This window comes from Ercella succinigenes (assembly GCF_900002895.1).
The window spans coordinates 59171-84341 of the sequence record NZ_CDHP01000018.1; the positions used below are offsets into that span (position 1 = coordinate 59171).

Genomic DNA, 25171 nt, shown 5'->3' on the forward strand with positions numbered 1-25171 from the left:
TTTCAGATTTAGCTGGTACATCTTTTCCGGAGGAAATAAATGTCAAAAAACCTTAATTCTAAACTGCCGCAGGTGCGCTTAAAGCAAAAATCACTGCAAGCTCACTTTTTTAGATCGTATCTGCTTCTTATTACTGCCATTGTTATAATTTTCTCTGTTTTTTTCTATCAATATACATCTGCCATCCTCATTGAGAGAGAAACTGAAAATATCATTGGTCTTACAGATCACATGCAGGTTCAGACTGATCAAGCTATTCGAACGATAGATAACCTTTCTATCAACATAGGTTATAGTAATCTTATTATGTCAAACCTGGAGGAATACTTTTCTGAAACAGAACATGATATGGATCAGACCAATAGACTGGCAGATCTTTTTGTTGCCATTAACGGTACAGATACTCAGGCAGATCAAATCAACATATTCAATTTCTCAGGACAAGTAATTGGATTTGGTTATACCAATGTAAGTGGGCAAGTAGATCTGCGCGCAGAAGAATGGTACTATCCTACCCTGGCTTTACAAGGGCATAAATACGTTTCCGCACCATACAGCACTAACATTTTATCAAGAACAAATAAAGCCGATATTTATTATATTTCTCTTTATCGTACTTATTATAATCGTTTCGGCCGTCAGGTAGGGATAATCGAAACAATGCAACGATGCAATACTGTATTTAAGCCATTGATTTCATTAAAAAACAGTAATCCTGATTCACCTGCCATCTACGTTTTCAACGAATCGGAAGAGCTTGTATATCCCTTCAAAACTGATGATAAGGAAAAACTTAATCAGCCAGAAATATATCTGAGCGCTATAGAACAGAACACAAACCATACTATCTTCAATAATCCTCATACAGAACAAAAAGAGTTGATAGCCTATAAAAATTCCTCTTATTCAAATTGGACATATGTAACCGTGCTACCGGAAAAAACCATCCTGGCACCTGCCAGACAACTAATCATGCTTATCAGCGGTATGGTTTTGATACTGTTTGTCATTACAATTGCTCTTTCTTACTCTATGTCTTTTCGCTTAGCTAGACCTATAAAGCAATTGAGAAATATCATGCGTAAAACCGAGCTCGATAATCTGGGAGAACAGGCAAAGTTACCGCTTGATGGGGGGTATGAAGAAGTAGAGGAACTAAATCAGAGCTTTCACGATCTAAGTGATAAACTCAAAGTTTCCATGGATCAGGCATTGTTTGCCAAACATCAGGAAGTGAAGGCCAGAACAGTAGCTTTACAATCACAGATCAATCCTCATTTTTACTATAATTCTCTTTCAAGTATTATTATACTGGCAGAAAATAAGCAATGTGACGAAGTCGTTACACTTAGTCGTAATCTTAACAGTATTATGCGCTATATTACAAAAGGCAGTTCTCCGATTGTTACCATAAAAGAGGAACTTGAGTATCTGGAAAAATATCTTTATTGCATGAAAATACGCTATCAGAGCAGTTTAAAATATGAAATATCAGTTGATCCCATGCTTTATGATAACCCCATACCAAAACTGATTATTCAGCCCTTGGTTGAAAATGCTCTCAAATATGGAACAGACTGCTATCCTCCCTGGACTGTTAGTATAAAAAGTTATTTTTTTGAAAATGACATTTCACAGGCTGTTACGGATCCAAACAGCCCTGAATGTTTTTCCGGCTGGTATATAGAAGTTACAGATAATGGTCCTGGTTTTTCAAAAGAAGCATTAAAACAGTTTATTGATCTTAAAAATGATATTATTAATACTGAAGGATTACCGGATATTGATATAGATGGTATGGGACTTGCCAATGTCTATGCGCGCTGGAAACTACATACAGATAATGAATGTATTTTTGTCTGCGACAATAAAGATAGCGGCGGTGCCAGAATAAGAATTGGCAGGTACTCAAAATGACAGGCAGATCTTATACTGTTGTAGTTGCAGAAGATGAAGAACTTTTGCTTAATGATATAGTCAGCAAAATAGAATCCTCAGGTTTAGGTTTTGAAATTGTGGGCAAAGCCCAAACCGGCAAGCAGGCATTAGAACTGGTTCACGAGCTTTCTCCTGGACTGATAGTTTCTGACATACGTATGCCAATGATGGATGGAGTTACTTTACTGGAACAAGTCAATGACTATTTCCCATATATAAAATCCATTATTGTCAGCGGCTATTCTGATTTTGAATATGCCAGAAGGGCATTAAGAATTCAGGTAAGTGAATACTTGCTTAAGCCTGTAGATCCAAATGAGCTTTATCAGGCTTTATTAAAGGTAAAAACACAGCTTGATCAGGAGCACGAGGAGTATAATGATGCATTTGACGAGTCATGGCTACGCAATAACCCTGAACAAATTGCTTTTACTTTAAAAACATATATTCAAAATAATTTCCGTGAAGATATAAATTTGAATATTATTGCTCAAAAGCTAAATTACAGTGCTGCCTGGTTAACCAAAGTATATTGTCAGCAGTATGACACAACACCATCTAAATATATGCTCGGTTTACGAATAGCACAAGCAAAAACCCTACTTGCCCATAATCAGGAACTATCTGTGCGCCAAATCGGTGAAACAATCGGCTATAAGGATCAAGGATATTTCAGCCGTATTTTCAAAAAATATACTGGGGTCAGTCCGATCGAATATCGCGAGGGTCATACAGAAAATTAAGGATCTGCAATCGAATTTGCAGATCCTTAATTTCTGATTTTACTGGCAGTCACATCATTACTGTAATATTTATTTTTTTATCATTGTTAAAACCTGGAAAGTCTCCTTTGGTACTGTACTTGAGTTTTTGAGACCGGTCTGACCATTCGAAAGTTGTAACAGCATATCTCCCTTGCTCATAACCATAGCCGTCTCCCTCATCTTCATATAAATCAAAGCGACTATCTGCACCGGCATAAACTCTTATTTCTAAATTATTTGTCGTTATATCGCTGCTGCATTCAGCATTTTCAACCTGTTGACTACAGGTAAGCGGTATAATTGAACCAGCCTTTACAAATACAGGAATATTTTCCAGAGAAATCATTGCTTCAATAGTTTGGCCACCGGTATACTTTTCTCCTGTCCAAAAATCATACCAGTCGCTTCCTTCCGGAAGATACAATTCTTTCTTCAAATCAGCAATATTTATTGCTGCTGTTTTTTTGCCGTCACGGTTATAAAACATTGACTCTGTCACCGGATATATCAGCAAAGATTCGCCAAACATAATCGCATCCTTTATACTGTGTGTTTTCACATCCTGTGGGAACACCATACCTGGAGGAGCTATCATATATCCGGAATCATGGGTTATTTTCCCTGCCAGAGAATATATATAAGGCAGGAGGCTGTACCTTAGACGCATAGATTTCAAAATGGCTTCATAAATATCTTCACCAGGCTGTCCAAAACGCCATGCTTCTCTGGGGGTATCTGTGCCATGAGATCTGAACATTGGCAAAAAGACAGCAAACTGAAACATCCTTAGATAAAATTCTCTATAAGCGGGATCATCGCAGCCATCGTTATATTGTCCTGACCAGAACCACTGTTCTTTGTTATAAACAAAAAAAGCTCCGATATCATATGTCCAGTATGGTTCACCAGTAACACAGAAATTTGTTGCTGCCGTAATCTGTGATTTGAACATTTCCCAGCTGGCAGCAGTATCCCCTGACCATGTAATAGTCGCATACCTGTGCTGTCCCGCATATGAAGATCTGGTAAGATTAATTACTCTTTTATGATCATTTTCGCTTCTTTGTCCTTCATATATGCCTTTTGAGTGTAAAAGCGAATATGCATTTATTTCTGAAGGATCAAGATATTTCCTGGCTTCATCACAGTTTATTGCTATTCTTGCTTCAGGTTCAGGTTTGATGCTGCCTTTCCAATCTCCTTCGAAAGGTTCGGTGCAATCGCACCACCAGGCATCCAGACCACTAGAAAAGAGCCCTTTAGACGCCTGCTGCCAATATAAATCTCTCGCTTCTTTGCTAAAAGCATTGTAAGTTGACTGATTTCCCAGCATATAACCTTTTTCCAGCATCTGAGCGGAATTTGATCCCCCCGGAGCCATATTAGGCCAAATTGAAATCATCATTTTTGTCTTCATATCATGAAGCTTGTTAACCATCTCCGAAGGTTGCGGAAAACGGGTAAAGTCAAAATTTTTCTCTCCCCATAAATCGCCTTCCCATGAACGCCAGTCAAGCACAATACAATCTAAGGGAATCTTTCTTTGTCTGTGCTCTTTAACAACTTCTATAAGTTCTTGGGCATCAACATATCTTTCTTTTGACTGCACATACCCGAAAGACCAGCGTGGCAGAAGCGGCGGTTTTCCTGTAAGAGTATAATAATGACTGTTGAGCTGCTGCAGATTTTCTCCGGCATAAAAAACATAATCCAACTGATCCAGGCATTCAAACCACATATATGATCCGTAGTTATCATCACGGAAAGTCATAAAACAACTACTGTCAAATAACAGACCATAGCCTTTAGTTGAAACAATAACAGGAACACAGGCTTTCATATTCTGCTGATAAATATACTGATGAGATCCCCGTAAATTACCAACCCCTTCTTCATGCGATCCTAAACCGTAAAGAGCTTCATCAGGCTGAAAATCAAAGTGCAATCTGATCTGAGCCGCCCTCCTGTCAACATAGGATTCAAGATTTTGTGCTCTTACACGTAGGCCATCCGCTGTTATTTCCATTTTAAGACTATCGTCATCTTTTGAACGAGTTTTTATAACATCTACAGGTTCTATTTCTTTACACAAAACAGGATTTTCTTTATAAATCAGTTTCCCGTTTAAATCATAAATTTCCACCTGCAGACTCTGTTTATCTGCCTTTACACTTAATTTTTCTGTTTTCACAGTGATTTTATCTGACTGCTCATCTGCAGACCAGCCGGCAAAAGCTGGCTGGCTTTCGATAATATTACTTTTTTGTTTAGAAATATTATCACTAAGAGAGAAAACAAAACGAATCCGTTCCTCCGAAAGAGGCATAATCCAGAGATTTTTGCCGTTTTTAGATATTTTTACCGATTGCTTAGTTATTAAGTTTTCTGAATCAGCCATCTGCATAATTTTACCTCCAAGTAGATTCTGTCAATTAATAATTATATTTTATTACAAGCATTTAATACCCTTAATAAATAGTTTATATTGCTTTAATTTGTATTATTAAAATTATATATTTTATTCCTTAACAGCACCTGAAGTCAGACCACCAATAATATGTTTTTGACCTATCAGATAAACTATTATTACCGGCAGAACGGTTAAGACAATATCAGCAAAAACATAATTCCAGTAGCTGGACATTTTGCCAAAGAAATTATATACCGCCAGATTCATCGGCCACATACTGCTACTGCCAGAAAGATAAAGCGGTGTCATAAAGTCATTCCATACACCCATGAACTGCAGAATAAAAGCAGTAACCATAATAGGTTTAAGTAAAGGTAAAATTATGGAGAAGAATAATTTCATGGGGCCGGCACCATCTATAACAGCAGCCTCGTCCAGCTCCACAGGAACCGAACTAATAAAATTCTTGATAACAAACATACAAAAAGGAATCATACTACTGGTGAAGGCGATAATCAGTCCTGCTCTCGTATTATAAACATTAAAAACCTGCAGCACTTTGACCAAGGTTACATAATTAACCGGAAAGAAAAGTCCGCAAATAATGAAATAGTAGAGAAAATTATTGATTTTTGTGCGTTTACGACTTAACACGAATGCTGCCATTGCACAACCCAGCAAGGCGATTGTTGTTGAGAGAACAGAATAAAGCATACTATTTGAAAAGCCTTGTACAAGCTTACCTTGCTCAATAACAATCAAATAATTTTCAAAATGCCATTCTGTGGGAAATGCCAGACTCATACGTGCTGACTCGCCTTTAGATTTAAATGAATTAATTATTACCATGTAAAATGGCAGCAATACCACAAGACTAAGAAAAATACTTATCAGCTGCTTAACTGATCTTATCAGGAGTGACTGTTTCATTGCTGTACCTCCTGTTTGCTCATGAATTTTACAATTGCTATACCAACTATCATTGTGATTAAAAATAGAATAGTATTAAGGGCCGTTGACATGCCATACTGCCCTGTAGCATAAAGTGAATATGCATATGTCGTAATGACCTCGGTATAATTACCAGGTCCGCCATTTGTAAGAATATAGACTATATCAAAAACCTTAAGTCCATAAGTGATACCAAAAACAAGATTGATCATTATGGAACCAGATAGCATAGGCAAAGTTATATAACGCAGTTTTTGGAAAAAATTAGCGCCATCGATTTCTGCAGCTTCATAATAAGAGTTGGGAATAGCATTCAGACCGGCAAGGAATATAGTCATAACATAACCAATACCTCTCCAGGCATCTACTCCGTAAATAGATTTCCACACCATATTCAGATCAGAAAGCCATCGCTGCTTTAGAAAACCCAGACCAATAAAATCAAGAGTATTATTTAATAGCCCGTTATTGAAATTAAGAATGGATGTAAAAGTAAGACCTATAATCAGGAAAGGAAGAATCGAAGGCAGATATAAAACTGTTCTGTAGAAATTTTTGCCTCTTAAATTCTTCTGCAGCATAATCGCCAGCATCAAAGCAGGAATCAGCTTAACTACATTTGAAACTATGGTAAACCTAAGAGTATTAAAAATACCTTGGCTGTAATTTCTGTTTGAAGTAAAAATTTCAACAAAATTTTTCAAACCGACAAAATTAAGATCACCCATACTGCGGGCATTCCAATCGGTGAAGGAATAAAAAATACCTAATAGTCCAGGTGCCAGAAAAAATACTGTGTATATGGCTAGTGGCAGGAAAAGAAACCACTGCGGATACGTTTTCTTTTTGTTCACGCTTAAATCACCACTTTCTTTTCCCGTCTTAGAGGGAAGGATTGACATAAGTGATGCCGGAAGCACTTTGTTTTGGGCTCCCGGCACCCTTGTCTGCATTATCTGAAAATCAGATCTAACAAATAATACTTACCAAGCGGGATCACCTTGTAATTCAGCAGAATTAGCACGATAATCATCCATATTGGACAGTACGTCATTGGCTTCGATTTGTCCCACACAATAGGCAACCATATCAGAACCAAAATCCATCCAGTAATCATTTGTATATTTTGTACCTGTCTGAAGAACAGGGGTCATGCGTTTTGCATCGTCAACATTTGCAATCAGTTCTTCTTCTACAGGCAGCCAGTGCTGTTCAATATTTACATAATCTTCATTAACAGCAAGGTTTGTCCAGTCAACATGAGCATCCAGCAAGTCCTGCAAATTCTCTTCTCTGACAACAAAATCAAAGAAAGCTTTTACAAGTTCAGGATGAGGTGTATCTTTGTATCCCAGCATAATAGGACCGGCAGGATTTGTAGGATAATTTTGATTATCACCAAGAGGTATTAAAAAGAGTCCAAACTCATCTTTAGTTCCAGTTTCATCAATTATCTGATTTATATATCCAGGACTTGCCATTGCCATTGCAATTTCACGATCACCGAACATATTAGCCATATTTGTGCTGTCTGTACCAATCCAGTCAGGACCGAAATAGCCTTTATCGCTAAATTCTTTGAACTGGGTAAGAACCTCTAGCATTTTTGCATTATCAGCAAAAGTTTCTGTGTTATTATTCAGACCTTCAAAAAGACCTGGTTTTGCTTCTTCATAAACTCCACCAATCTGGAAGAAGGATAACTGATGCTGCCAGCCGTCTGCACCAGGTATAAACCATGGTGTAATTCCTTCAGCGGCAATGATATCACTTGCAGCAAGAAGCTCAGCATATGTTTTAGGTGTATCATTAATTCCAAGTTCCTCGAAAAGAGTTTTGTTATAGGTCATAACAAATTCAGGAGAATTTGTCCAAAGCATCAATCCATAGAGTGTATCTCCTACCATACATGAAGGAAGTCTCTCTTCTGGAATAACATTTGCCCATTCTGCCCCTGTGAAATCCATACAGTAAGCAGCAGGATCAACCAGGACGCTTTCTATAGCAAAAGGATTTGATTGAATCCAGAAAATATCTGTTGATGTGCCACTGGTTAATTTTGACTGAAGCAGATCATCGTATTGATTTGCAGGAATAGTCTGCAGATCTACAGTTACGGAATATTCTTCTTCAAATCTGGCGATAATCCCATCATAATAATTATCCATCCAGCCCTGAGAAACGAGAATACTTAGTTCTTTGCCGGCAAAATCAGTTGTGGTTTCGTTGCCACCGTCTTCTGTGGTTCCATCTGCTGAAGCGGCTGTTGTAGTGGTAGTAGTGTCATTACTGCCTGAGCATGCAGAAAGTAATGAAAACAACATCACTATGCAAAGTACCAGACTGACCAATTTCTTATTCATGTTTTTTCCTCCTCTTTTTTGGGTTCTTTTCTCTTTTTAGAAAAATTGTTTTATGTATAAACCGAGCCTGCCGGTCTACGCATCTTTATAAAATAATTAGAAATTATATTCAGGGTCTGAATGAACCTTTAATATCAGACCAGTTTTTATCGGCATATGCTAGTATTTCTTCTGCCTGAACTTTACTCATTTCCGGCAAATGTAAAAACATTGCTTCTGAGCCATATCTGGCAACCAGTCGCTCTATACCGGCAACCCAGTCATTGAACTCTCCGCTATATACTTTTATCCACAAAGATTTGCCGGCCGCTCTGGCTTTGTCATATATTTCGTACCAGTCTTCGAGCGTACCGTCAGGTCCATGATCACCACTTGTCCACTGCAGTGCATCAATTTTATCAATTTCCAGAACTGCATCCAGATGCTTAATCGCATCCGGTCCATCCAGATGATATAAAACCTGATCCAGATTAGCAGCTTGTTTATTTAAGGATGGCTGAACGAAAGTTCTGAATTGCTGTGGTGATATCATTGCAGAAAAGTCGCATTGTATCTTTGCAGTTCTGCCTGGACCCCATATCTGAAAGACTGTATAACAGGAGCCTCCATCCTTGTCTTTTGCCAAATCATAGAATCTGTCATAGTATTCAAAATATGTGTTGTCCAGCTCATTTATACGTTTTTCAACCTCTTCTGGTTCATCAATAAGATCAAATATCATATCATTGGCACCACGCATAGAAGCAAGTATATCAATATTCTCAATTATGTCAGGAATACCTACGTAGAAATCATCCCCAGCCAATTCTCTTACTTTTTTAATTAGATTATAGTGCTCAATCCACCATGAATTTTTGGAATCAAACTTAAATTCAGGGACTTCAGACCAGTCCTCAATAAAATGATCAAACCAGACAGTGTCATGATTAAAAACAATATTTGATCCAAGATAACCAGCCATAGAACCTGGACCAAAATCAGCACTTATATTAGGAAAACTTTCTCCAAGAAATTCTCTTGTTTCACAATAATAACGGAATCTGGCAACCATTCTTTCTGCATCGCGATATCTGTCATTGACAGATTGAATAGCAAACTCAGAAGGTAGTTGTGTATCAACACCATCTTTTCTGGCAGTTACTATCATCAGCGGTCTCCCAGAGTTAGATCTCTGCCACCAACCTCTGAATTTTTCTTGTGTCTGCTGCCAATTTTGTTTATATTTCATTTTCTCTAAGCCTCCAGATTTATTTGCACTTTAATTTTGGTTATTGTACACATTATTTCAGAAAATATATTATTTTCTGTGCTTCTTTGGTTACCTTGCACTTTATTTATAATCCGAGAGGCTATGTCCGGTCTATGGACTTTTTTGTATTCAATTTGTACCTTTTTTACAACACCCTCTTGCTTCACAAAAGCTTCTTATGACATTTGCACATATAAAACAAAAATTTTATGACATATATAACAAATTTTTGCTGTTTTGTTTTTTGTATCAATAAATGGAACTGTATTTATATATGCTTAATCATTTTGCACCTGAAACACGTTTCCATAAAAAAGTGATATTATATGAATATTCATTATGAAGATGTGACATTCTAGCGGAGGATTAATATGGGAGCACGCAAAGAACATATTGAGCTAAATAAAGATTTCCCTATAAATGTATTTTGGACTTCCGGAGTTAAAGAAACAGAACCCCAGTTACATTATCACGATTGCCTGGAAATAGATTATGTAGAAGATGGTTGCGGAGTTAATCTGATAGAGGGCAAAAAATACGAAATCCATCCTGGAGAAATTTACATAATTAATGATAAAGAACAACATATGGGTATATCAGCCGGATCATTAAAAATGCTTGTAATTGTTTTTGATCCCACTCTGGTTTTTGACAGCGGCATAGGATATAAAGAAAACTATAATTATCTTAAACCTTTTTTCAACAGAGAAATCAATTTTTCAAACCTTATTACGCCGGAAAATTCAGAATATAACCATATTTTGACATTGATAAAAGCACTCAGCGATGAATGGCAAAATCAGGCAGAGGGTTTCAGGCTTATGATTCAGGCATATTTATTACAAATACTTGCTCTGCTTTACAGACATTATAAAAAAGCAAATGAACTAAACGAGCAAGCCTTAGGTTTTAGGAAAAATTATGAAGCAATACGTCCTGCTCTGGATTATATCAATAGCAATTACTGTGAAAATGTAAGCCTTGAAACCGCGGCCAGAAAAGCTCATATGAACAGGACTTATTTTTCAACCGTTTTTAAACATACAATGAATATCGGGTTTACAACTTATCTGGAAAATTTGAGAATAAGAAAAGCTTGCATAAGCCTGCAGTCAAGCGGCAAGACAATAACAGATATTGCATTGCGAACAGGCTTTAACAGCCCGGCTCATTTCAGCAGAGTTTTTTCTCAGCATTTAGGTGTTAGTCCGGCTCAATACAGAAAACAAAGAAAACCCGAATATTAATCATGTAAATCTGAACATTTTGCAAGTATTCCTGTTTCAACTCTGTAAAATACTAAATACAGTCTTATCAATTATCACTTTTAGCAAATTTTTGAAATAAGGCTGTGTTTGTTGCATTCAAAGTTATTTGTTGATACTAGGGGATAATAGCAATGTCAGAAGCAAAAAAAGTTTATAATATAGGTGTTATTGGTTTGGGCGAAGGACGGAGTGTTCTTTCTGCAATTATAGGCAGCAAACGTTGGAATTTATCAAACATTTGCGATCTAAATGAAAATTTATGCAAACAAAGAGTACATGAATTTGGATTAAAGAGTTATACGACAGCATATTCAGAGTTACTAAACGATGAAGAAATCGATGTGATTGCTATTTATACTCCAGATCAGCTTCATGGCAAACATATTATTCAAGCACTCAAAGCAGGTAAGCATGTAATCTGTACAAAACCACTGCTAAACTCTCTTGATGAAGCAGACGAAATATTAAAAGCACAGCATGATTCCGGAAAACAAGTTTTTGTCGGCCAGAGCAGCAGATTTTTTGAACCGTTTATTCAACAAAGAATTGATTATGAAAAAGGAAAACATGGTCAGCTACTAAGCATTGAAACACAATATATTACAGATGGAAGATGGTTTTTGGAAAAGGAGTGGAGCAAAAAACCTGGATTTAGCTGGATGTATGGCTTTATGATTCATGCTGTAGATATGGTGCGCTGGTATATTCCTGATATTGCTGAAATTTTCGGATATTCAGTTATCAGTGAAAATACAATCTCTGCAGGTCTGCAAACGCCAGATACATTAACTTTTATCGCTAAAGACACTATAGGAAGAACTGCTGTCATTCGTGGTTCATATGCCTCACCAGTTTTAAACTATGATGCCGAACCGGCAATATCTTGCCTTTTAAGAGGCAGCAAAGGAATCTCCAGGGCTGAATATCCGCGTCTGCGCTATTATTCTAATTTTCAGAACCAGGAAGCTATTCAAACATTCGACGAGTTACATGATTATTATTTTCGTTTCGAAAAAGAAACTCATCACGCTGGTGAATATCAGAATTATATTGAACATTTTGCAAATCACCTTGACAATGGAACTATCGCCAAACCTGATGCTGCTGAAGCAATTATTACTTTAGAACTTATGGCAGCTATGGAAAAAACTCTAAAAACAGGTATGCCTGTAAAGCTTATATAAAAAATCTCAAGATATTTTTTATATAAAATTTTTACAAAAGCTACAAAAATTATTTTATTTGTGTATATTAGTGGTGATTACTTTTAATGAGGAGGCAGGTGCCACTATCAATACTAAGGTACCGGTGTTTTATGAAAATTTATATGAGTAAACCTGCTGCCCGCTGGGCAGAAGGCAGTCCTCTGGGCAATGGTTTTTTTGGAACAATGATTTATGGTAAAGAAGATAGCGAAAAAATTGATCTTTCGGCTTTGACGTGTTTTTCCGGCAATGCCGACTGGGAGAATAATTGTCCTGATGACGGCAGTTATCATTTTCAGAAAATGCGTGAAGCAGCTATCGGGGGAAATTATGATGATCTTAGAAATTTAACACATAAATATATGGGAAGACGTTTAAATTACGGTACCAATCTTCCTATAGGTAGTCTTATTATTGAAAAATCTCCCCATAACGGAATATCTAATCAATACTGCAGAAGCCTGGATTTACTTACCGGTCTTTGTGAGATAAAAAGCGATTTGACGAAGCGTAGTTTTTTCCATTCGCATGCGGATAAAGCGTTTATCGGTTTAATTTCAGATCAAGACTTAAAAAATAGCGTTCTTAGTTTTCGTTTTGAGGGAGAAAATTTCATTCGTCAGTTCGAACATAGTGTTTATGATCAAAAAATAGTTGCTTCAAAATATATTTATAGAGAATTAAGGGCAGAAGGCAAAGCTCTGGAAAAAATTCATAGTGACGGAACAAGCGGTGTTGGTTATACAGTTAGTCTTAGAGTTTGGAGCGAAAATGGCAGCATCAGTATTACACCTGATGGCATTGTTCTCAAGGGAAGCGATAAATGCATAATTGTATTGTCTTTAGAAACTGATTTTGCTGGCGAAAATCCAGAACAAAAATGTTCAGAAATTCAAGAAAAAATCGGTATTCCTGATTGGAAGATTTTATATAGCAAGCATATTGGGGATTTTAAACCACTTATGGAAAAATCAAGTATTCGGCTTGGTTCCGTCAAAGATTGGGATATGCCTCTTGACTTCTCAATTTCAGATATACTTTTGTCGGAAAATCAAACTCAAGGTCTTATTTCACTATTATTTCAATTTGGACGTTATCTATTAATTTCAAGTTCCAGATACGATTCCCCTTTACCTGCTCCTCTTCAGGGAATATGGAATGATAATGTTGCCAGTCGCATTGGTTGGACTTGTGATATGCATCTTGATATTAATACACAAATGAACTACTGGCCTGCTAATTTGACAGGACTTTCAGAATCGATTTATCCTTTGCTAAACTGGATGGAAAATGTACTTGTCCCTTCGGGACGAATTACTGCCAAAAAATGCTATGGTCTTTCCGGCTGGGCAGCAGAGCTGGTTTCAAATGCCTGGGGCTTTTCTGCTCCTTATTGGAGTCCTAATCTAAGCCCCTGCCCTACAGGTGGAGCATGGTTGATTCAAAATTTATGGCAGCACTATCAATACACTAGAAATATCAAAGAGCTTTCCGACAGAATAATGCCAATAATCTACGAGGCTGCTTTATTTTTCAGCGAATATATTTTCTCCGCAGGCCAGGATCTAACACTTCATTCCGGACCATCAATATCTCCTGAGAACACTTTTATTGCAAATGGTAAAAAGTATCAGGCCTCTATTAGTCCAACTTATGAAATAACGGTTATACGAGATGTGTTTAACACATTTCTATATGCTTTTGCCGAACTTGGAGGAAAAGGGAAAAAAGATTATCTTGAATTGAAACAAAAAATCGATGCTCAGCTTCCATTTTTACCAACCTTTAGTATTGCTAAAGATGGTACGATAAAAGAGTGGCTGCATGATTTTCCAGCAGAGGACAGACAGCACAGACACACCAGTCATCTTTTGGGATTATTCCCTTATAATCAAATTTCTCAGGAACATACACCTGAACTGGCTAAGGCAGCAGCAAAAACTATTGAATCCAGGACAAGTCCTGCTGAAACCTGGGAAGATACAGGCTGGGCGAGATCTATGCTTATGCTCTATAGTGCCAGACTCTTTGATGGCAACGAGGCTTATTCACACATAAAAAAAATGCTAAAAAAATTAACTCTTTCCTCGCTGTTGGTCATACATCCACCAACACGTGGCGCGCCTTCTTTTGATGATGTTTATGAACTTGACGGTAATACAGGTCTAACAACCTGCATTGCTCAAATGCTTTTGCAATCAGATAAAGGAATTATAGATTTGCTGCCCGCTTTGCCTGAAAGTTGGAAGCAGGGAGAGGCTTGCGGTTTTTATGCAGAAGGCAGAATAAATATTACAATGCTCTGGAGTGATAGCAAGCTGGACGAAGTCTGGATAAATAGTGAAATTGATCAAAAAAGAATTTTGCGTTATCAAGGAAAAACTTTTTCAGCAGATCTTAAGGCTGATAAAACAGTAAAAATCAATCTCAGCTCTTTTGCAAGTTGAATAATAAAACCATGCACAAACATGCTTATTTATCATTATTTGTCACTGGATAAAGACCAATAATGATGGTATATTCTTAACAAGCTGCAAATATTTTATTATACAGCTGAAATAAAATAAATCATCAACTTGTCATCAGTTGTAAATAAATTTTATGGACAAAGGCGTCTTCGAAATTTTGTTTCGAACGCCTTTTTTATTTTTTGCTATAAAAAAGTTAGATTTTCAAAGTCAAGGGGGACAAAAATTATGCAAAAATTCCACAAACGAGATTTACTTAGCTATATGCCAAGGGTAAAAATGTACGATGAAAGTATTTCTGGGTTAAACGACCAGTGGGAAAACTTAAAGCTTTTAAGTGAAATAAATTGTCCTCATGAATCGCAAAATCTGCTGCCTAATATGTCGAGAATCCAAAATAGATTTGTAAGCTTGAAACAGGATTTAATTGATACTTTAATTGTTGAAAATCTCAAAAAAACTGAAAGAAAGATGATTTCAAAAGCTCAGGTCACAGTGGATATATTAATAAGAAATCTTTATGAAAGAACTGCTGACGTAGGATTTCTTGCTACAGATATTGAAATCTGCAATTTCTTACTTGATCAGAACAGAAACAAGCAGCAGAAACAAATTATCCAAAACAGGCTGGCAGAATACGTAGCCAAATATTCCGTATATGAAGAAATTATTATACTGGACAAAGAAGGACTTGTACTTGCCAACCTTGATCAGTCAAATGATATTCTGGGCAGACAAATAGATGACGAAATAGTGGATAGAACTATTAATTCAAGCAAGGATTTTGAAGAAAGTTTCCAATCAAGTTCTCTTTTACCATGTAGGGAGAAAGCTCATATTTTTTCCAGAAAAATTTTACAACCAGATACGAATGAAACCGTTGGTATGATATGTCTATGTTTTCGTTTTTATGATGAGATGGAATTAATTTTTAACAAACTGGCTAAAGACTACGATGGTTCAGCAATAATGATTGTTGATGAAAAAGGATGTGTTATTGCAAGCAGCGACAATAATCATGTGCCTACAGGAATAACTATGGAAATCGTCAAGCCTTATACACAAAATTTAATTTATTATCGTGGACAAGCATATTTGAGTTGTACCGTACCAACAAAGGGTTATGAATCATATTATGGTCTTGGCTGGCAGGGACAAGTAATTATTCCTCTGCAGCTGGCTTTCCCTGAGAAAAAAAGGTTAGACGGTGTCGAAGATGATGCTGTTACAGGTCTGATGGAAATGGCGGATTCTTTCTCGGTTGAACTAAAAAAAATAATAGAAAAAACAGGAAAAATTAATAATTTATTGAATAGAATTGTCTATAACGGTCAGATAATGGCAAGGTCTTCCGAAGTTTCTGAGAACTCTGCCAACAATCTGATTAATGCAGAAAAAGACGATATGGATAATTCGGTCAACGCAGACGAAGAATATAGAAAATTAAGACCTATTCTGAATTCAATCGGACAAATTGGTTCAAAAACAAGTAAATTATTTCAAAGTTCTGTTTCGAATCTTTTTGCCACAGTAGTTTCAAAAACGCTTGAGGACGCAGATTATCTTGCCTCTTTAAGCATAGATATTATGGACCGCAATCTTTATGAAAGAGCTAATGACTGCCGTTGGTGGGCGCTAAACTCAACTTTCCGCAACTTGCTGCGCAAAGATTCTCTGACACACAGCGACAAGCATAAGATAGAAATGGTTTTAAGCTATATTCATAGCTTATATACTGTCTACAGTAAACTGTTCATCTTTAACAAACAGGGAGAAATCGTGGCTTCCTCTTATCTAGATAAAAAAGCCGGACTGAAAACTGAAAGTGAAGAAACTATTTCATCAGAAAGCAGCCAGGAATTTTACCAAAGCTCGCTTGTTCAGCAAATACTATCAAATACAAAGGCAGAACGGTATTTTGTTAGTAGATTTGAGAAAAGCAGCCACTATAATGGTGATTTCACATATATATATGGAGCATCTATTACAGATCCTGAAAACAGCGAATCAACAATTGGTGGCATTGCTATAGTTTTTGACAGCACAGATCAGTTTCAAACGATGCTTACAGACGCTCTGGATAATAATGAAAATAGTTTTGCCGTCTACACAGATAACAAAGGTTTCATAATATCTTCAACCACAGCAGATTTAAGCAGAGGGTCACAGCTTGAAGTAACAAATGATTTTTTTAAGCTTACAAACGGAAAAGCAAAGGCTGATATCATAAATTTTGATGGTTGTTATTATGCTGTCGGTTGCGCCTGTTCTTCCGGCTATCGTGAATATAAAAGTACAGATAATTATAGCAATGATGTTTTTTCTTTTGTTTTTGAACGCTTGTCTGATTGCAGCTCGGCTGCTGAAATCGATCAGTCTGCCGTTCAAGAAGTTGAGCAAAGAGAAATTGTACTTCCACCCAAAAGCAAAACACGTAAAATTGCAACGTTCAGTGTTGATTCACAATTATTTGCTTTCGATCATGATGTCGTTCTAGAGGTAATCGACGCTAGTGCAATTGTTACAATCCCTGATATAAACGGTCAGTTGGCAGGGGCGGTAAAATACAAAGAAAATTATATTGCGGTAATCAATACCCGTGCTTTGTTTAACAAAACCGATTCCCATGCAGACTCACTGAATCTGCTAGTTATAAGGCATGAACAAGATAGTGCAGTTGCACTGATTGTTGATGGACTGCATAAGGTTCTTGAAATTGCTGACAGCATGGTTAAACCTGTTCCTATGGCTTCATCCATTAGTGGTATTATAAGTATAAAGAGCTCTGAAGATGATCAGAGCAGTGCTAAAACAATTCTAATGCTCGATCATTTGACAATGATGAATAAACTTGCTGAAAACGAGCTCAGCCGGGACTGGCAGACAGCACTTGCCAGTCTGCAAAATTAATTATGTTTAAGTTCCCTCTGTTACATTAACAAATGCCGCTGATGATATAATAATATCTAAAGCAAGACAGAAAGGCAGGTTATGGATTATGAAAGCAATTAGAGCAGGAGATGTTGCCCCGGATTTCGTTTTAAAAGATAATAATGATCAGGATGTTAAGCTATCCGATTTTCGCGGCAAAAATGTACTTTTGTCCTGGCATCCTCTAGCTTGGACTTCAGTTTGTACGGATCAAATGAGAGCGCTGGAAGCTAACAGAGACAGATTTGCAGAACTGGATACGGTAGCTTTGGGAATGAGTGTAGACCCTGTCCCCAGCAAGGCTGCATGGTCTGCCGTACTTTCTATTAGGGAAACAAAATTACTCAGTGATTTTTGGCCACATGGCAAAACCGCCTCTGATTATGGCATTTTTATAGAAGAGGATGGTATTTCTGAAAGAGTGAATATTCTAATTGATAAGGAAGGCAAGGTAAAATGGGTTAAAGTATATCCTATTTCACAGCTTCCGGATATTGAAGAAGTATTTGCAGCTATCGAAGCAGATTAATTGAACTAATCAATGGCTGTAGTCAATAAGTTCTGATGGAAATATTGTACTTACAGACTTAACATAGTAAAACGCCTCTAATAATGCAGATTTATATTTTTAGGAGCACTTAGATCAGAGAGTTTTAAGTGCTCCTTTTTCGCATTTATTCCCCCATGCATCAATCAGATTGTCCTCACAATATATGCATACAAGTTCACAGTTGTTGGCACAGCCATGACATTCCAGGCCTTTTGTCTGAAATTCCATATCTGCGGTGTCAAAACTGAAAGTTTTTTTATTATTAGTTTTGGAAGCAATAATTGCCACTCCCAGAGCACCCGTCAAATGACTGTTTTCATCAACTATAATGGGCATTCCTGTTGCTTGTTCAAAAGCTTTTATTACTCCTTTGTTTTTACTAACACCTCCTTGAAATACAATCGGAGATATGATACGTTTGCCCTTACCGACATTATTAAGATAATTTGTTACCACAGCTTTACATAATCCGGCTATTATATCCTCTTTTTTATGCCCTATTTGTGCTTTGTGTACCAAATCAGATTCAGCAAAAACCGTACAACGTGCAGCAATTGATGTAGGTTTTTTAGATTTAAGAGCTATTTGTCCAAATTCCTCAACGGCTACACCAAGTCTTTGAGCCTGGCTAGATAAAAAAGAGCCTGTGCCTGCTGCACAAAGTGTATTCATGGCATAATCAACTACGATACCATTTTCTATCAGGATTATTTTCGAGTCCTGTCCACCGATTTCAAAAATTGTGCGCACTTCCGGATAGCAGCTGGCAGTACCAATTGCATGGGCGGTTATTTCATTTTTTACAACCACAGCATTTGTCATTGCGCCTATCAGTCTGCGAGCACTGCCTGTTGTTCCTACACCACAAATTTCCGTTTTATCTAAACATCCTTTATATTCCATCTGGCTGCGCAATAATGGCAGTAGACGTTTAACAGCATCTACAGGGTCACCCTGTGTCCATATATATTCACTGGCAAGTATATTTTTATTATGATCAATTATTACACCCTTGGTTGAAATAGATCCTATATCAAGTCCAAGATATGCCTGGATTTTTTCTTTTCCTCTTTCTGTATGCATCCTGGTTAATCACGGGAAACTTTAATTCATTTGTTTTCCCGAATCTCCTTTCTCATCATAATCATGTCATAAAAGGCTTCAAGTCTTGTCTGTATACCGGTTTCACTGGTTTGAGAATCAAAGCTGAAATATAAAACGGGTATTTTGAAATCATTGCTTATATTTTGAAGAACAGGCATAGCATCTATTTCAGGAGTACAGCCAAAGGATTTTACATGTATAATGCCATCATAGCCCTCCCTGGCAAATTTATGGGCATAATATATGGTGGCCATGGCGGTTGCTCCCATATTAAATTTCGCATAATCCTTGATATACTCTTTCATTTTCTTTTTTTTATAATGGAAAAGACTGTTGGATAAATTCATCCAGCGATCTATTATTATGCCTTTTTGTGCCAATTCTTTTTCCATATAGTGGTTACTAAATGGTTCCATTATTGTATAGTATTCACCTACTATGCCCACTTTAAGAGGTTTATCCGGCATTGCTACAGGCACTGAACGAAGTTTTTCCATATACTCTGCAAAAACTCTTTTTAATTCTTTTCCTGATTTTATTTGTCTTAATTTCTCCAGAAAATCATTGTGCAAAGCCTCAAATGTCCCTGCATGCTTTTCAAACCCGACGTGTTTTCTAATGTAATCCTCCGATTTATCAATATATTCAACCATCTTCAGAACAACAGGTAAAATTGCAGCTATTTTTTTAAGCGACATTTCTGGATTAACAGACTTAAACTCATTATAAAACGTTATCGGTTTAGAGTATTTTGCTCTGGCCATATTTACAAATTTGGCTTCATATCCCAGATCTTTAAGAATCTGTTCATGCAGCTCACCATAATAACCAAGACGGCAAACTCCGCCTGTCTGAACAAGTAAATTTGCACCTGCCTCTATAGCTTCAATGTAATTACCAAGGTTATATTTAAAAGGAGCACAAACATAGTCGGGACTATGTCTGCTTCCCACCTCTAAAGTTTTTCTGGTTATTGCCGGCGGCACAATATATTCTACCTCAAGGCCTGCTGTAAAAAGAAGCTCCAAAGGCACCCTGTAATTACCAAGTTGCGGGAAAGTAACTTTGATTTCACTTGGTCTGTTATCTGTTCTGGTATGAAACAATTTCTTCTGAATATTATTCATTGTCATCTGTCCTTTTTAGAAAAATTCCGTCCTTGATATCTTCCTGCCTGAATTTAATAATGTCAATAAAGCTTTCTATTCTCGTTTCCAGACCAGCCTGCCCTTCTTGACCATCAAGAATAAGATTCAAAACCGGTTTGTTTTTTATTCTTCTTGACAGTATTTCATTCACCAATGAATCTGGCCCACAAGGGAATGTACTCATCAAAATAATTCCATCCACCTGTTCCTGATAAATTGCAACCGCACCTACCAGTTCCTTATTAAATGCCCAGGGAAGAGTTGCGCTGATTTCTGAAGATTTTTCCAAAGCATTGCGTCTATCGGCATAGTCGGCAATAACAGTAATTGCTCCCTGCTGTTTAATCATATTTATTATCGGCTCACCTATCCATTTATCACAGATATTGTACCGGTGTGCAACAACAAGCACCTTGAAGCCTGCCTTTGCAAGTGTTTTTTGCTGTTCATGTTCAAGCAACTGCTGCGAGGTTTTCTCTGCCTGCTTGGCTATCATGTATGCCAGCATTATGCGGGTTTTTTTTCTTTTAAGCTGTTTGCCTAATTTGATAAAGGCTCTTATTTCACCTTCTGAATTGCCAGGATCGATATTATAATTGATAAGGCGTATTTTTTGATCTCGGAAAGTATTGTAAACAACATCATAGATGGCCTGGAATTTAGTACAGACAGATCCTTCACGACCATACCCTGATATTCGTGGCACCAGTATATAGTCGCATTTATCTATAAGCCAGTTTACATGTCCAAGATATATCTTGGAGGAAAGGCAAGCCTCATCAATTGCCAAACTCGAACCAGCATCAACTATCTGTTTGTTCGTCTCCGGACTAACTATATACTCTACACCCAGTTGGTCAAAAAAAGTTTTCCAGAGCATATTGTACTTGTGATATAAAAAAGCTCTCGGTATGCCAATTACCATTTTGTCTGCTCCTATATTGTTGTAACTAGTGTTAATTGAAACATCTCTACCACTGTCTTATACTAATACAGATATTGATAATATCATTTATAATGCATTGTAATTATGATATACGTTTAAGTGTGGTTTTTCCAGAAGTACAGAGGAGTTTTAATAGAAACATGACTTTTGATTTTGATAATGTTATAAATAGAAAAAATACAAATTCACTGAAATATGATTTTACCAGCAAATACGGTTTGCCAGATGATGTTTTGCCTCTTTGGGTTGCTGACATGGATTTCCAAACTCCTCCGGAAGTTTCATCTGTTTTATCAGAATATGCACAGCATGGCATTTTTGGTTATAGTGAGGTCGGTCGCGATTATACAGATGCTTTGCATAACTGGTTTAACAAAAGATTTTCATGGGATTTTCATGACAGCTGGCTGGTAAAAACACCAGGTGTTGTTTATGCGATTGCTACTGCCGTCAGAGCATTGACTAAAAAAGGAGACGCCGTCATCATTCAGCAACCTGTTTATTATCCTTTTTCTAAAATTGTCCGTGACAATCAGCGCAAGCTTGTTATAAATAGTCTGGTCTATGATAAAACTGTATCCGACTTAGAAAATGGATATCGTATAGACTTTGCTGATTTTGAGAAACAGATAATTGATAATAATGTCAAGATGTTTATATTCTGCAATCCTCATAATCCTGTCGGCAGAGTCTGGCGGGAGGATGAATTAAAAAAATTAGGTGATATTTGCAGCAGACATAACGTCATAGTTATTGCCGATGAGATACATGCAGACTTTGTCTATTCGGGTCATAAACATCTGATTTTTAATCAGATCAATCCCGAGTGCAGTGATTTAACTGTTTTATGTACAGCACCAAGTAAAACATTTAACCTGGCTGGATTACAAGCGGCAAATATTTTTATATCTAATCCTAAACTGCAGAAAGAATTCCGTAAAGAAATGAATCGCAGCGGGTATAGCCAATTAAATATCATGGGACTGGTAGCGTGTCAGGCGGCATATCAATATGGTGAAAGCTGGCTTAATCAATTACTGATCTACCTGGAAGGCAATATAAAATTACTGGAGGATTTTTTGAAAAACAGCCAGCCTGATTTAAAGTTAGTTAACCCAGAAGGAACTTATCTTGCCTGGATTGATTTTTCGGCTTTCATGCCGAATGATAAAAAGCGTAAAGACTTTATAAACAACAAAGCCAAACTATGGCTCGATGATGGAACTATGTTCGGTCAAGAAGGGTCTGGTTTTGAGAGAATTAATATAGCATGTCCTCGTACCACTCTGAAAAAAGCTCTTGATCAACTTAATCTAGCAATGAAATCAGAGCAGATTCCATAATATCAAGACCAGCAACAAGCTGCTTTTCTGTTACACATAAAGGACAAAGAAATCTGACTATATTTCCATGCTCGCCTGCACTTTCGATTATAAGGCCGTTTTGAGCGCAGAGATTAACCAGCGCTGTAACCACACCACCGTTGTAATCGAGAGTGTTTTTATCTTTGACAAATTCTATGCCCATCATTGCACCGATTCCACGAACATCAGCAATCTGATCCCATTTTGTCTTCCATGCTAAAAATCTTATTTTACAAAACTCAGCTATTGTACGTGCTTTTTCACAATAGTTTTCTTCTTCAATTATTCTGATAACTTCGAGTGCGGCTGCACAAGCAAGTGGATTACCATTATATGTACCGCCTATAGTACCGGCAGGCACACTATCCATAATGTTGGCACCTGTGGTCACAGCAGATAGCGGTATACCCCCGGCAATTGATTTTGCCATAATGATAATATCAGGTGCATAACCGTTTTCTGCCCAATAATTAGAAACAAACATTCTTCCCGAACGGGCAAAACCTGTTTGTATTTCATCTGCAATCAGCAAAATGCCTTCTTTGTCACATAGAGTTCTTATCTTTTTTATCCACTCAAAAGGAGCAGGCACAAATCCCCCTTCACCTTGCACAGGTTCAACAACTATCGCAGCAATTTCACCCTCATTTTCTAGAATAATCTGTTCGAGATTTGACAAAGCACAATTTATCTCTGCAATCTCGGATGCTTCAGATGCTGTTTTTCGCAAGAGATCAGGGAAGGCAGCTCTATATACTCCGGAAGGAAAAGGCCCCATGCCTTTTGAATATGCTTTGTTTGCTGTCATCTGCATTGCTAAACTGGTTCTGCCGTGGAAAGCACCTGTAAATACAATTACACCTTCTCTGCCAGTATGTGCTCTAGCTATTTTCACAGCGTTTTCAACAGCTTCAGCCCCACTGTTTACGAGCATTGTTTTTCGTTCATTTTGCCTTACAGGAACAATTTGATTCAGTTTTTCTGCAAGCGATATGTATCCTTCGTGAGTAATTATATTCATCATCGAGTGGAAATATAATTCACTTTGCTGCTTTACTGCTTCAATAACTTCTTTATTGCTGTAACCTATATTTAAAACACCAACGCCGCCTACCCAGTCAAGAAACAAATTTCCGTCAACGTCCTCAACCATTGCTCCCTGCCCTCTTTTTATCACTAACGGATAAGAAGTACGTATAGCAGCAGGAATTGCCTGAAGTCTGCGTTTAAGAATCCGTGAGGCTTCCGGTCCGGGAACAGAAGAAGTTTTTATCTTAGGCAGAGAGTATCCTAGTGAAGATTCATCAATGTGCTTTTTTAACATTTAAACTTCCTCCAATTTCAGACTATCCTTTGCAGAAAAATTTTTTTCTGATCTCTGTGCGGCATTACTATATATTTCTATCAGATCCTGACTGTCTAGTTTTATGTAGCTGTTTGTTAAGAGTCTTTGTTGGTTTGAAATAACATTTTCTGCAAGGAAAGGGAAATCTGAATTGCCAAAACCTATTTCGATCATCTTTTTGACCGGCAAGATGTCTTCAAGCAAGTTATCTAAAGCCTCAAGAGCGAAATCGGCATCACACTTTATGCTTTCTGCCAAGATTTGTTTAAGCTTTCTCATCTTGCCATTTTTATTTTTTTCATTATACTTTTGTAAAACAGATGAAAGCAAAACATAGTTTGCTTCTCCGTGTGAAAGTCCGGATTTAGTAGCAATCGGATAACTCAAGGCATGAATTGCACCTACGCCAGCTTGTCCGAAAGATATGCCTGCAAGTGAAGCTGCCTGCAAAAATAAAGTTGCTTTATTTTTCAATAATTTGCAGCCTTTATCTATAAAACTTATATACCCTTCACAAATCATATTTATAGCCCGGATTGCATATGGTTCGGTAAAAACATTGGCGCGGGGAGATAAATATGATTCTATTGCATGTATAAGTGCGTCAATAGAGCTGGCAGCAAAAGGAATATATGGTAAGGAGTACACCAGTTCAGGAATTATAATTGCATAATCTGGCTGTAACGCCAAATCAGAAATACCTAATTTGGTTTTGGGTTCAGAAAAACTTAAAATTGAGATGGAAGTCACTTCACTTCCTGTTCCACAAGTAGTAGGAATCAGTATCAATTCTTTTTTCCTTACAGGAATTATTTCTTTTTGGAATAAAGCCAATAAATCAAGCGGTCTTTCAAGGCTGATCAGTTTTGTCAGATCTAATACCGAGCCACCGCCTATTCCGATAACTCTCTCATAGTTTAAATCGCGCGTGTCAGCAATTAATGCTCTGGCAATTGTATCATTTGGCTCACCATACCCATATTTTCTTATATCAATTATGGTAGGCATATTTTTCTTATCACAAACAGGTAGAATATTTGTTTCTGCCAAATGACCGCTCGTAACAATCAAATCTTTTGCACCCACCGCAAACGTGTCAGAAAAATTTTTATAGCTTTCAAACTGATATATCCTGGTTTTGAAATCAAAAACAATCATATTTCCCCC

General features: G+C 37.1%; 18 protein-coding genes. 8 read left to right on the plus strand and 10 right to left on the minus strand.

Annotated elements, in window-relative coordinates; genetic code table 11:
• Nucleotides 1–39: 39 nt before the first annotated feature.
• Nucleotides 40–1917 (plus strand): sensor histidine kinase, encoded by a 1878-nt coding sequence (locus tag AC0KSB_RS04925; RefSeq protein WP_472307103.1) that lies wholly within the window; start codon nt 40–42, stop codon nt 1915–1917.
• Nucleotides 1914–2681: a response regulator transcription factor gene (locus AC0KSB_RS04930; RefSeq protein WP_472307104.1), complete on the plus strand. Its 768-nt coding sequence runs from the start codon at nt 1914–1916 to the stop codon at nt 2679–2681. Before AC0KSB_RS04925 ends, AC0KSB_RS04930 begins: the two co-directional genes overlap by 4 nt.
• Nucleotides 2682–2730: 49 nt before the next feature.
• On the opposite strand, the gene AC0KSB_RS04935 is transcribed toward AC0KSB_RS04930, so the two are convergent.
• The 5 genes from AC0KSB_RS04935 to AC0KSB_RS04955 form a co-directional block, all read right to left on the minus strand.
• On the minus strand, nt 2731–5106 hold the full coding sequence (locus AC0KSB_RS04935; RefSeq protein WP_472307105.1) for a glycoside hydrolase family 31 protein: 2376 nt from the start codon (nt 5104–5106) through the stop codon (nt 2731–2733).
• A gap of 114 nt (nt 5107–5220) precedes the next feature.
• On the minus strand, nt 5221–6042 hold the full coding sequence (locus tag AC0KSB_RS04940; RefSeq protein WP_472307106.1) for a carbohydrate ABC transporter permease: 822 nt from the start codon (nt 6040–6042) through the stop codon (nt 5221–5223).
• A complete protein-coding gene (locus tag AC0KSB_RS04945; protein WP_472307107.1) occupies nt 6039–6917 on the minus strand; it encodes a carbohydrate ABC transporter permease in 879 nt (292 codons plus the stop codon). Before AC0KSB_RS04945 ends, AC0KSB_RS04940 begins: the two co-directional genes overlap by 4 nt.
• Nucleotides 6918–7046: 129 nt before the next feature.
• Nucleotides 7047–8426, minus strand: coding sequence for an ABC transporter substrate-binding protein (locus AC0KSB_RS04950; RefSeq protein WP_472307108.1), 1380 nt, complete (start codon nt 8424–8426; stop codon nt 7047–7049).
• A 109-nt stretch (nt 8427–8535) separates the two neighbouring features.
• Complete coding sequence (locus AC0KSB_RS04955; RefSeq protein WP_472307109.1) at nt 8536–9654, minus strand: uroporphyrinogen decarboxylase/cobalamine-independent methonine synthase family protein; 1119 nt, start codon at nt 9652–9654, stop codon at nt 8536–8538.
• Nucleotides 9655–10046: 392 nt separating this feature from the next.
• On the opposite strand from AC0KSB_RS04955, the gene AC0KSB_RS04960 reads away from it, so the two are divergent.
• The 5 genes from AC0KSB_RS04960 to AC0KSB_RS04980 all read left to right on the plus strand — a co-directional run bounded on the left by AC0KSB_RS04960 (nt 10047) and on the right by AC0KSB_RS04980 (nt 18076).
• The gene (locus tag AC0KSB_RS04960; RefSeq protein ID WP_472307110.1) at nt 10047–10922 is read left to right on the plus strand and encodes an AraC family transcriptional regulator; all 876 of its coding nucleotides are present in this window, start codon (nt 10047–10049) and stop codon (nt 10920–10922) included.
• Between the two features lie 152 nt (nt 10923–11074).
• The gene (locus AC0KSB_RS04965; RefSeq protein WP_472307111.1) at nt 11075–12127 is read left to right on the plus strand and encodes a Gfo/Idh/MocA family protein; all 1053 of its coding nucleotides are present in this window, start codon (nt 11075–11077) and stop codon (nt 12125–12127) included.
• A gap of 131 nt (nt 12128–12258) precedes the next feature.
• Nucleotides 12259–14595: a glycosyl hydrolase family 95 catalytic domain-containing protein gene (locus AC0KSB_RS04970; RefSeq protein ID WP_472307112.1), complete on the plus strand. Its 2337-nt coding sequence runs from the start codon at nt 12259–12261 to the stop codon at nt 14593–14595.
• Between the two features lie 249 nt (nt 14596–14844).
• Nucleotides 14845–17526, plus strand: coding sequence for a chemotaxis protein CheW (locus tag AC0KSB_RS04975; protein WP_472307113.1), 2682 nt, complete (start codon nt 14845–14847; stop codon nt 17524–17526).
• 88 nt (nt 17527–17614) lie between these two features.
• Nucleotides 17615–18076 carry a redoxin domain-containing protein gene (locus AC0KSB_RS04980; RefSeq protein WP_472307114.1) on the plus strand — a complete coding sequence of 154 codons (462 nt, stop codon included), beginning with the start codon at nt 17615–17617 and terminating at the stop codon, nt 18074–18076.
• A gap of 114 nt (nt 18077–18190) precedes the next feature.
• Here the strand turns inward: AC0KSB_RS04980 and AC0KSB_RS04985 are convergent, their stop codons facing one another.
• Genes AC0KSB_RS04985 through AC0KSB_RS04995 form a run of 3 tightly spaced genes read right to left on the minus strand, consistent with a single transcriptional unit; the run spans nt 18191 to nt 21274 of the window.
• Nucleotides 18191–19180 carry an acyl-CoA dehydratase activase gene (locus AC0KSB_RS04985; RefSeq protein WP_472307115.1) on the minus strand — a complete coding sequence of 330 codons (990 nt, stop codon included), beginning with the start codon at nt 19178–19180 and terminating at the stop codon, nt 18191–18193.
• Between the two features lie 26 nt (nt 19181–19206).
• A complete protein-coding gene (locus AC0KSB_RS04990; protein ID WP_472307116.1) occupies nt 19207–20328 on the minus strand; it encodes a 2-hydroxyacyl-CoA dehydratase in 1122 nt (373 codons plus the stop codon).
• A complete protein-coding gene (locus tag AC0KSB_RS04995; protein ID WP_472307117.1) occupies nt 20321–21274 on the minus strand; it encodes an acyl-CoA dehydratase activase-related protein in 954 nt (317 codons plus the stop codon). The genes AC0KSB_RS04990 and AC0KSB_RS04995 overlap by 8 nt, the downstream gene beginning before the upstream one ends.
• A 161-nt stretch (nt 21275–21435) precedes the next feature.
• Between AC0KSB_RS04995 and AC0KSB_RS05000 the strand changes: the two genes are divergently transcribed.
• Nucleotides 21436–22638 carry a MalY/PatB family protein gene (locus AC0KSB_RS05000; RefSeq protein WP_472307118.1) on the plus strand — a complete coding sequence of 401 codons (1203 nt, stop codon included), beginning with the start codon at nt 21436–21438 and terminating at the stop codon, nt 22636–22638.
• Here AC0KSB_RS05000 and AC0KSB_RS05005 read toward each other — a convergent pair.
• Together AC0KSB_RS05005 and AC0KSB_RS05010 are read right to left on the minus strand one after the other, a co-directional pair.
• Nucleotides 22604–23983: an aspartate aminotransferase family protein gene (locus AC0KSB_RS05005; RefSeq protein WP_472307119.1), complete on the minus strand. Its 1380-nt coding sequence runs from the start codon at nt 23981–23983 to the stop codon at nt 22604–22606. The two genes, AC0KSB_RS05000 and AC0KSB_RS05005, sit on opposite strands and share 35 nt — an antisense overlap.
• Nucleotides 23984–25162 carry an iron-containing alcohol dehydrogenase gene (locus AC0KSB_RS05010; RefSeq protein WP_472307120.1) on the minus strand — a complete coding sequence of 393 codons (1179 nt, stop codon included), beginning with the start codon at nt 25160–25162 and terminating at the stop codon, nt 23984–23986. It lies immediately after the preceding gene.
• Between the last annotated feature and the right edge of the window lie 9 nt (nt 25163–25171).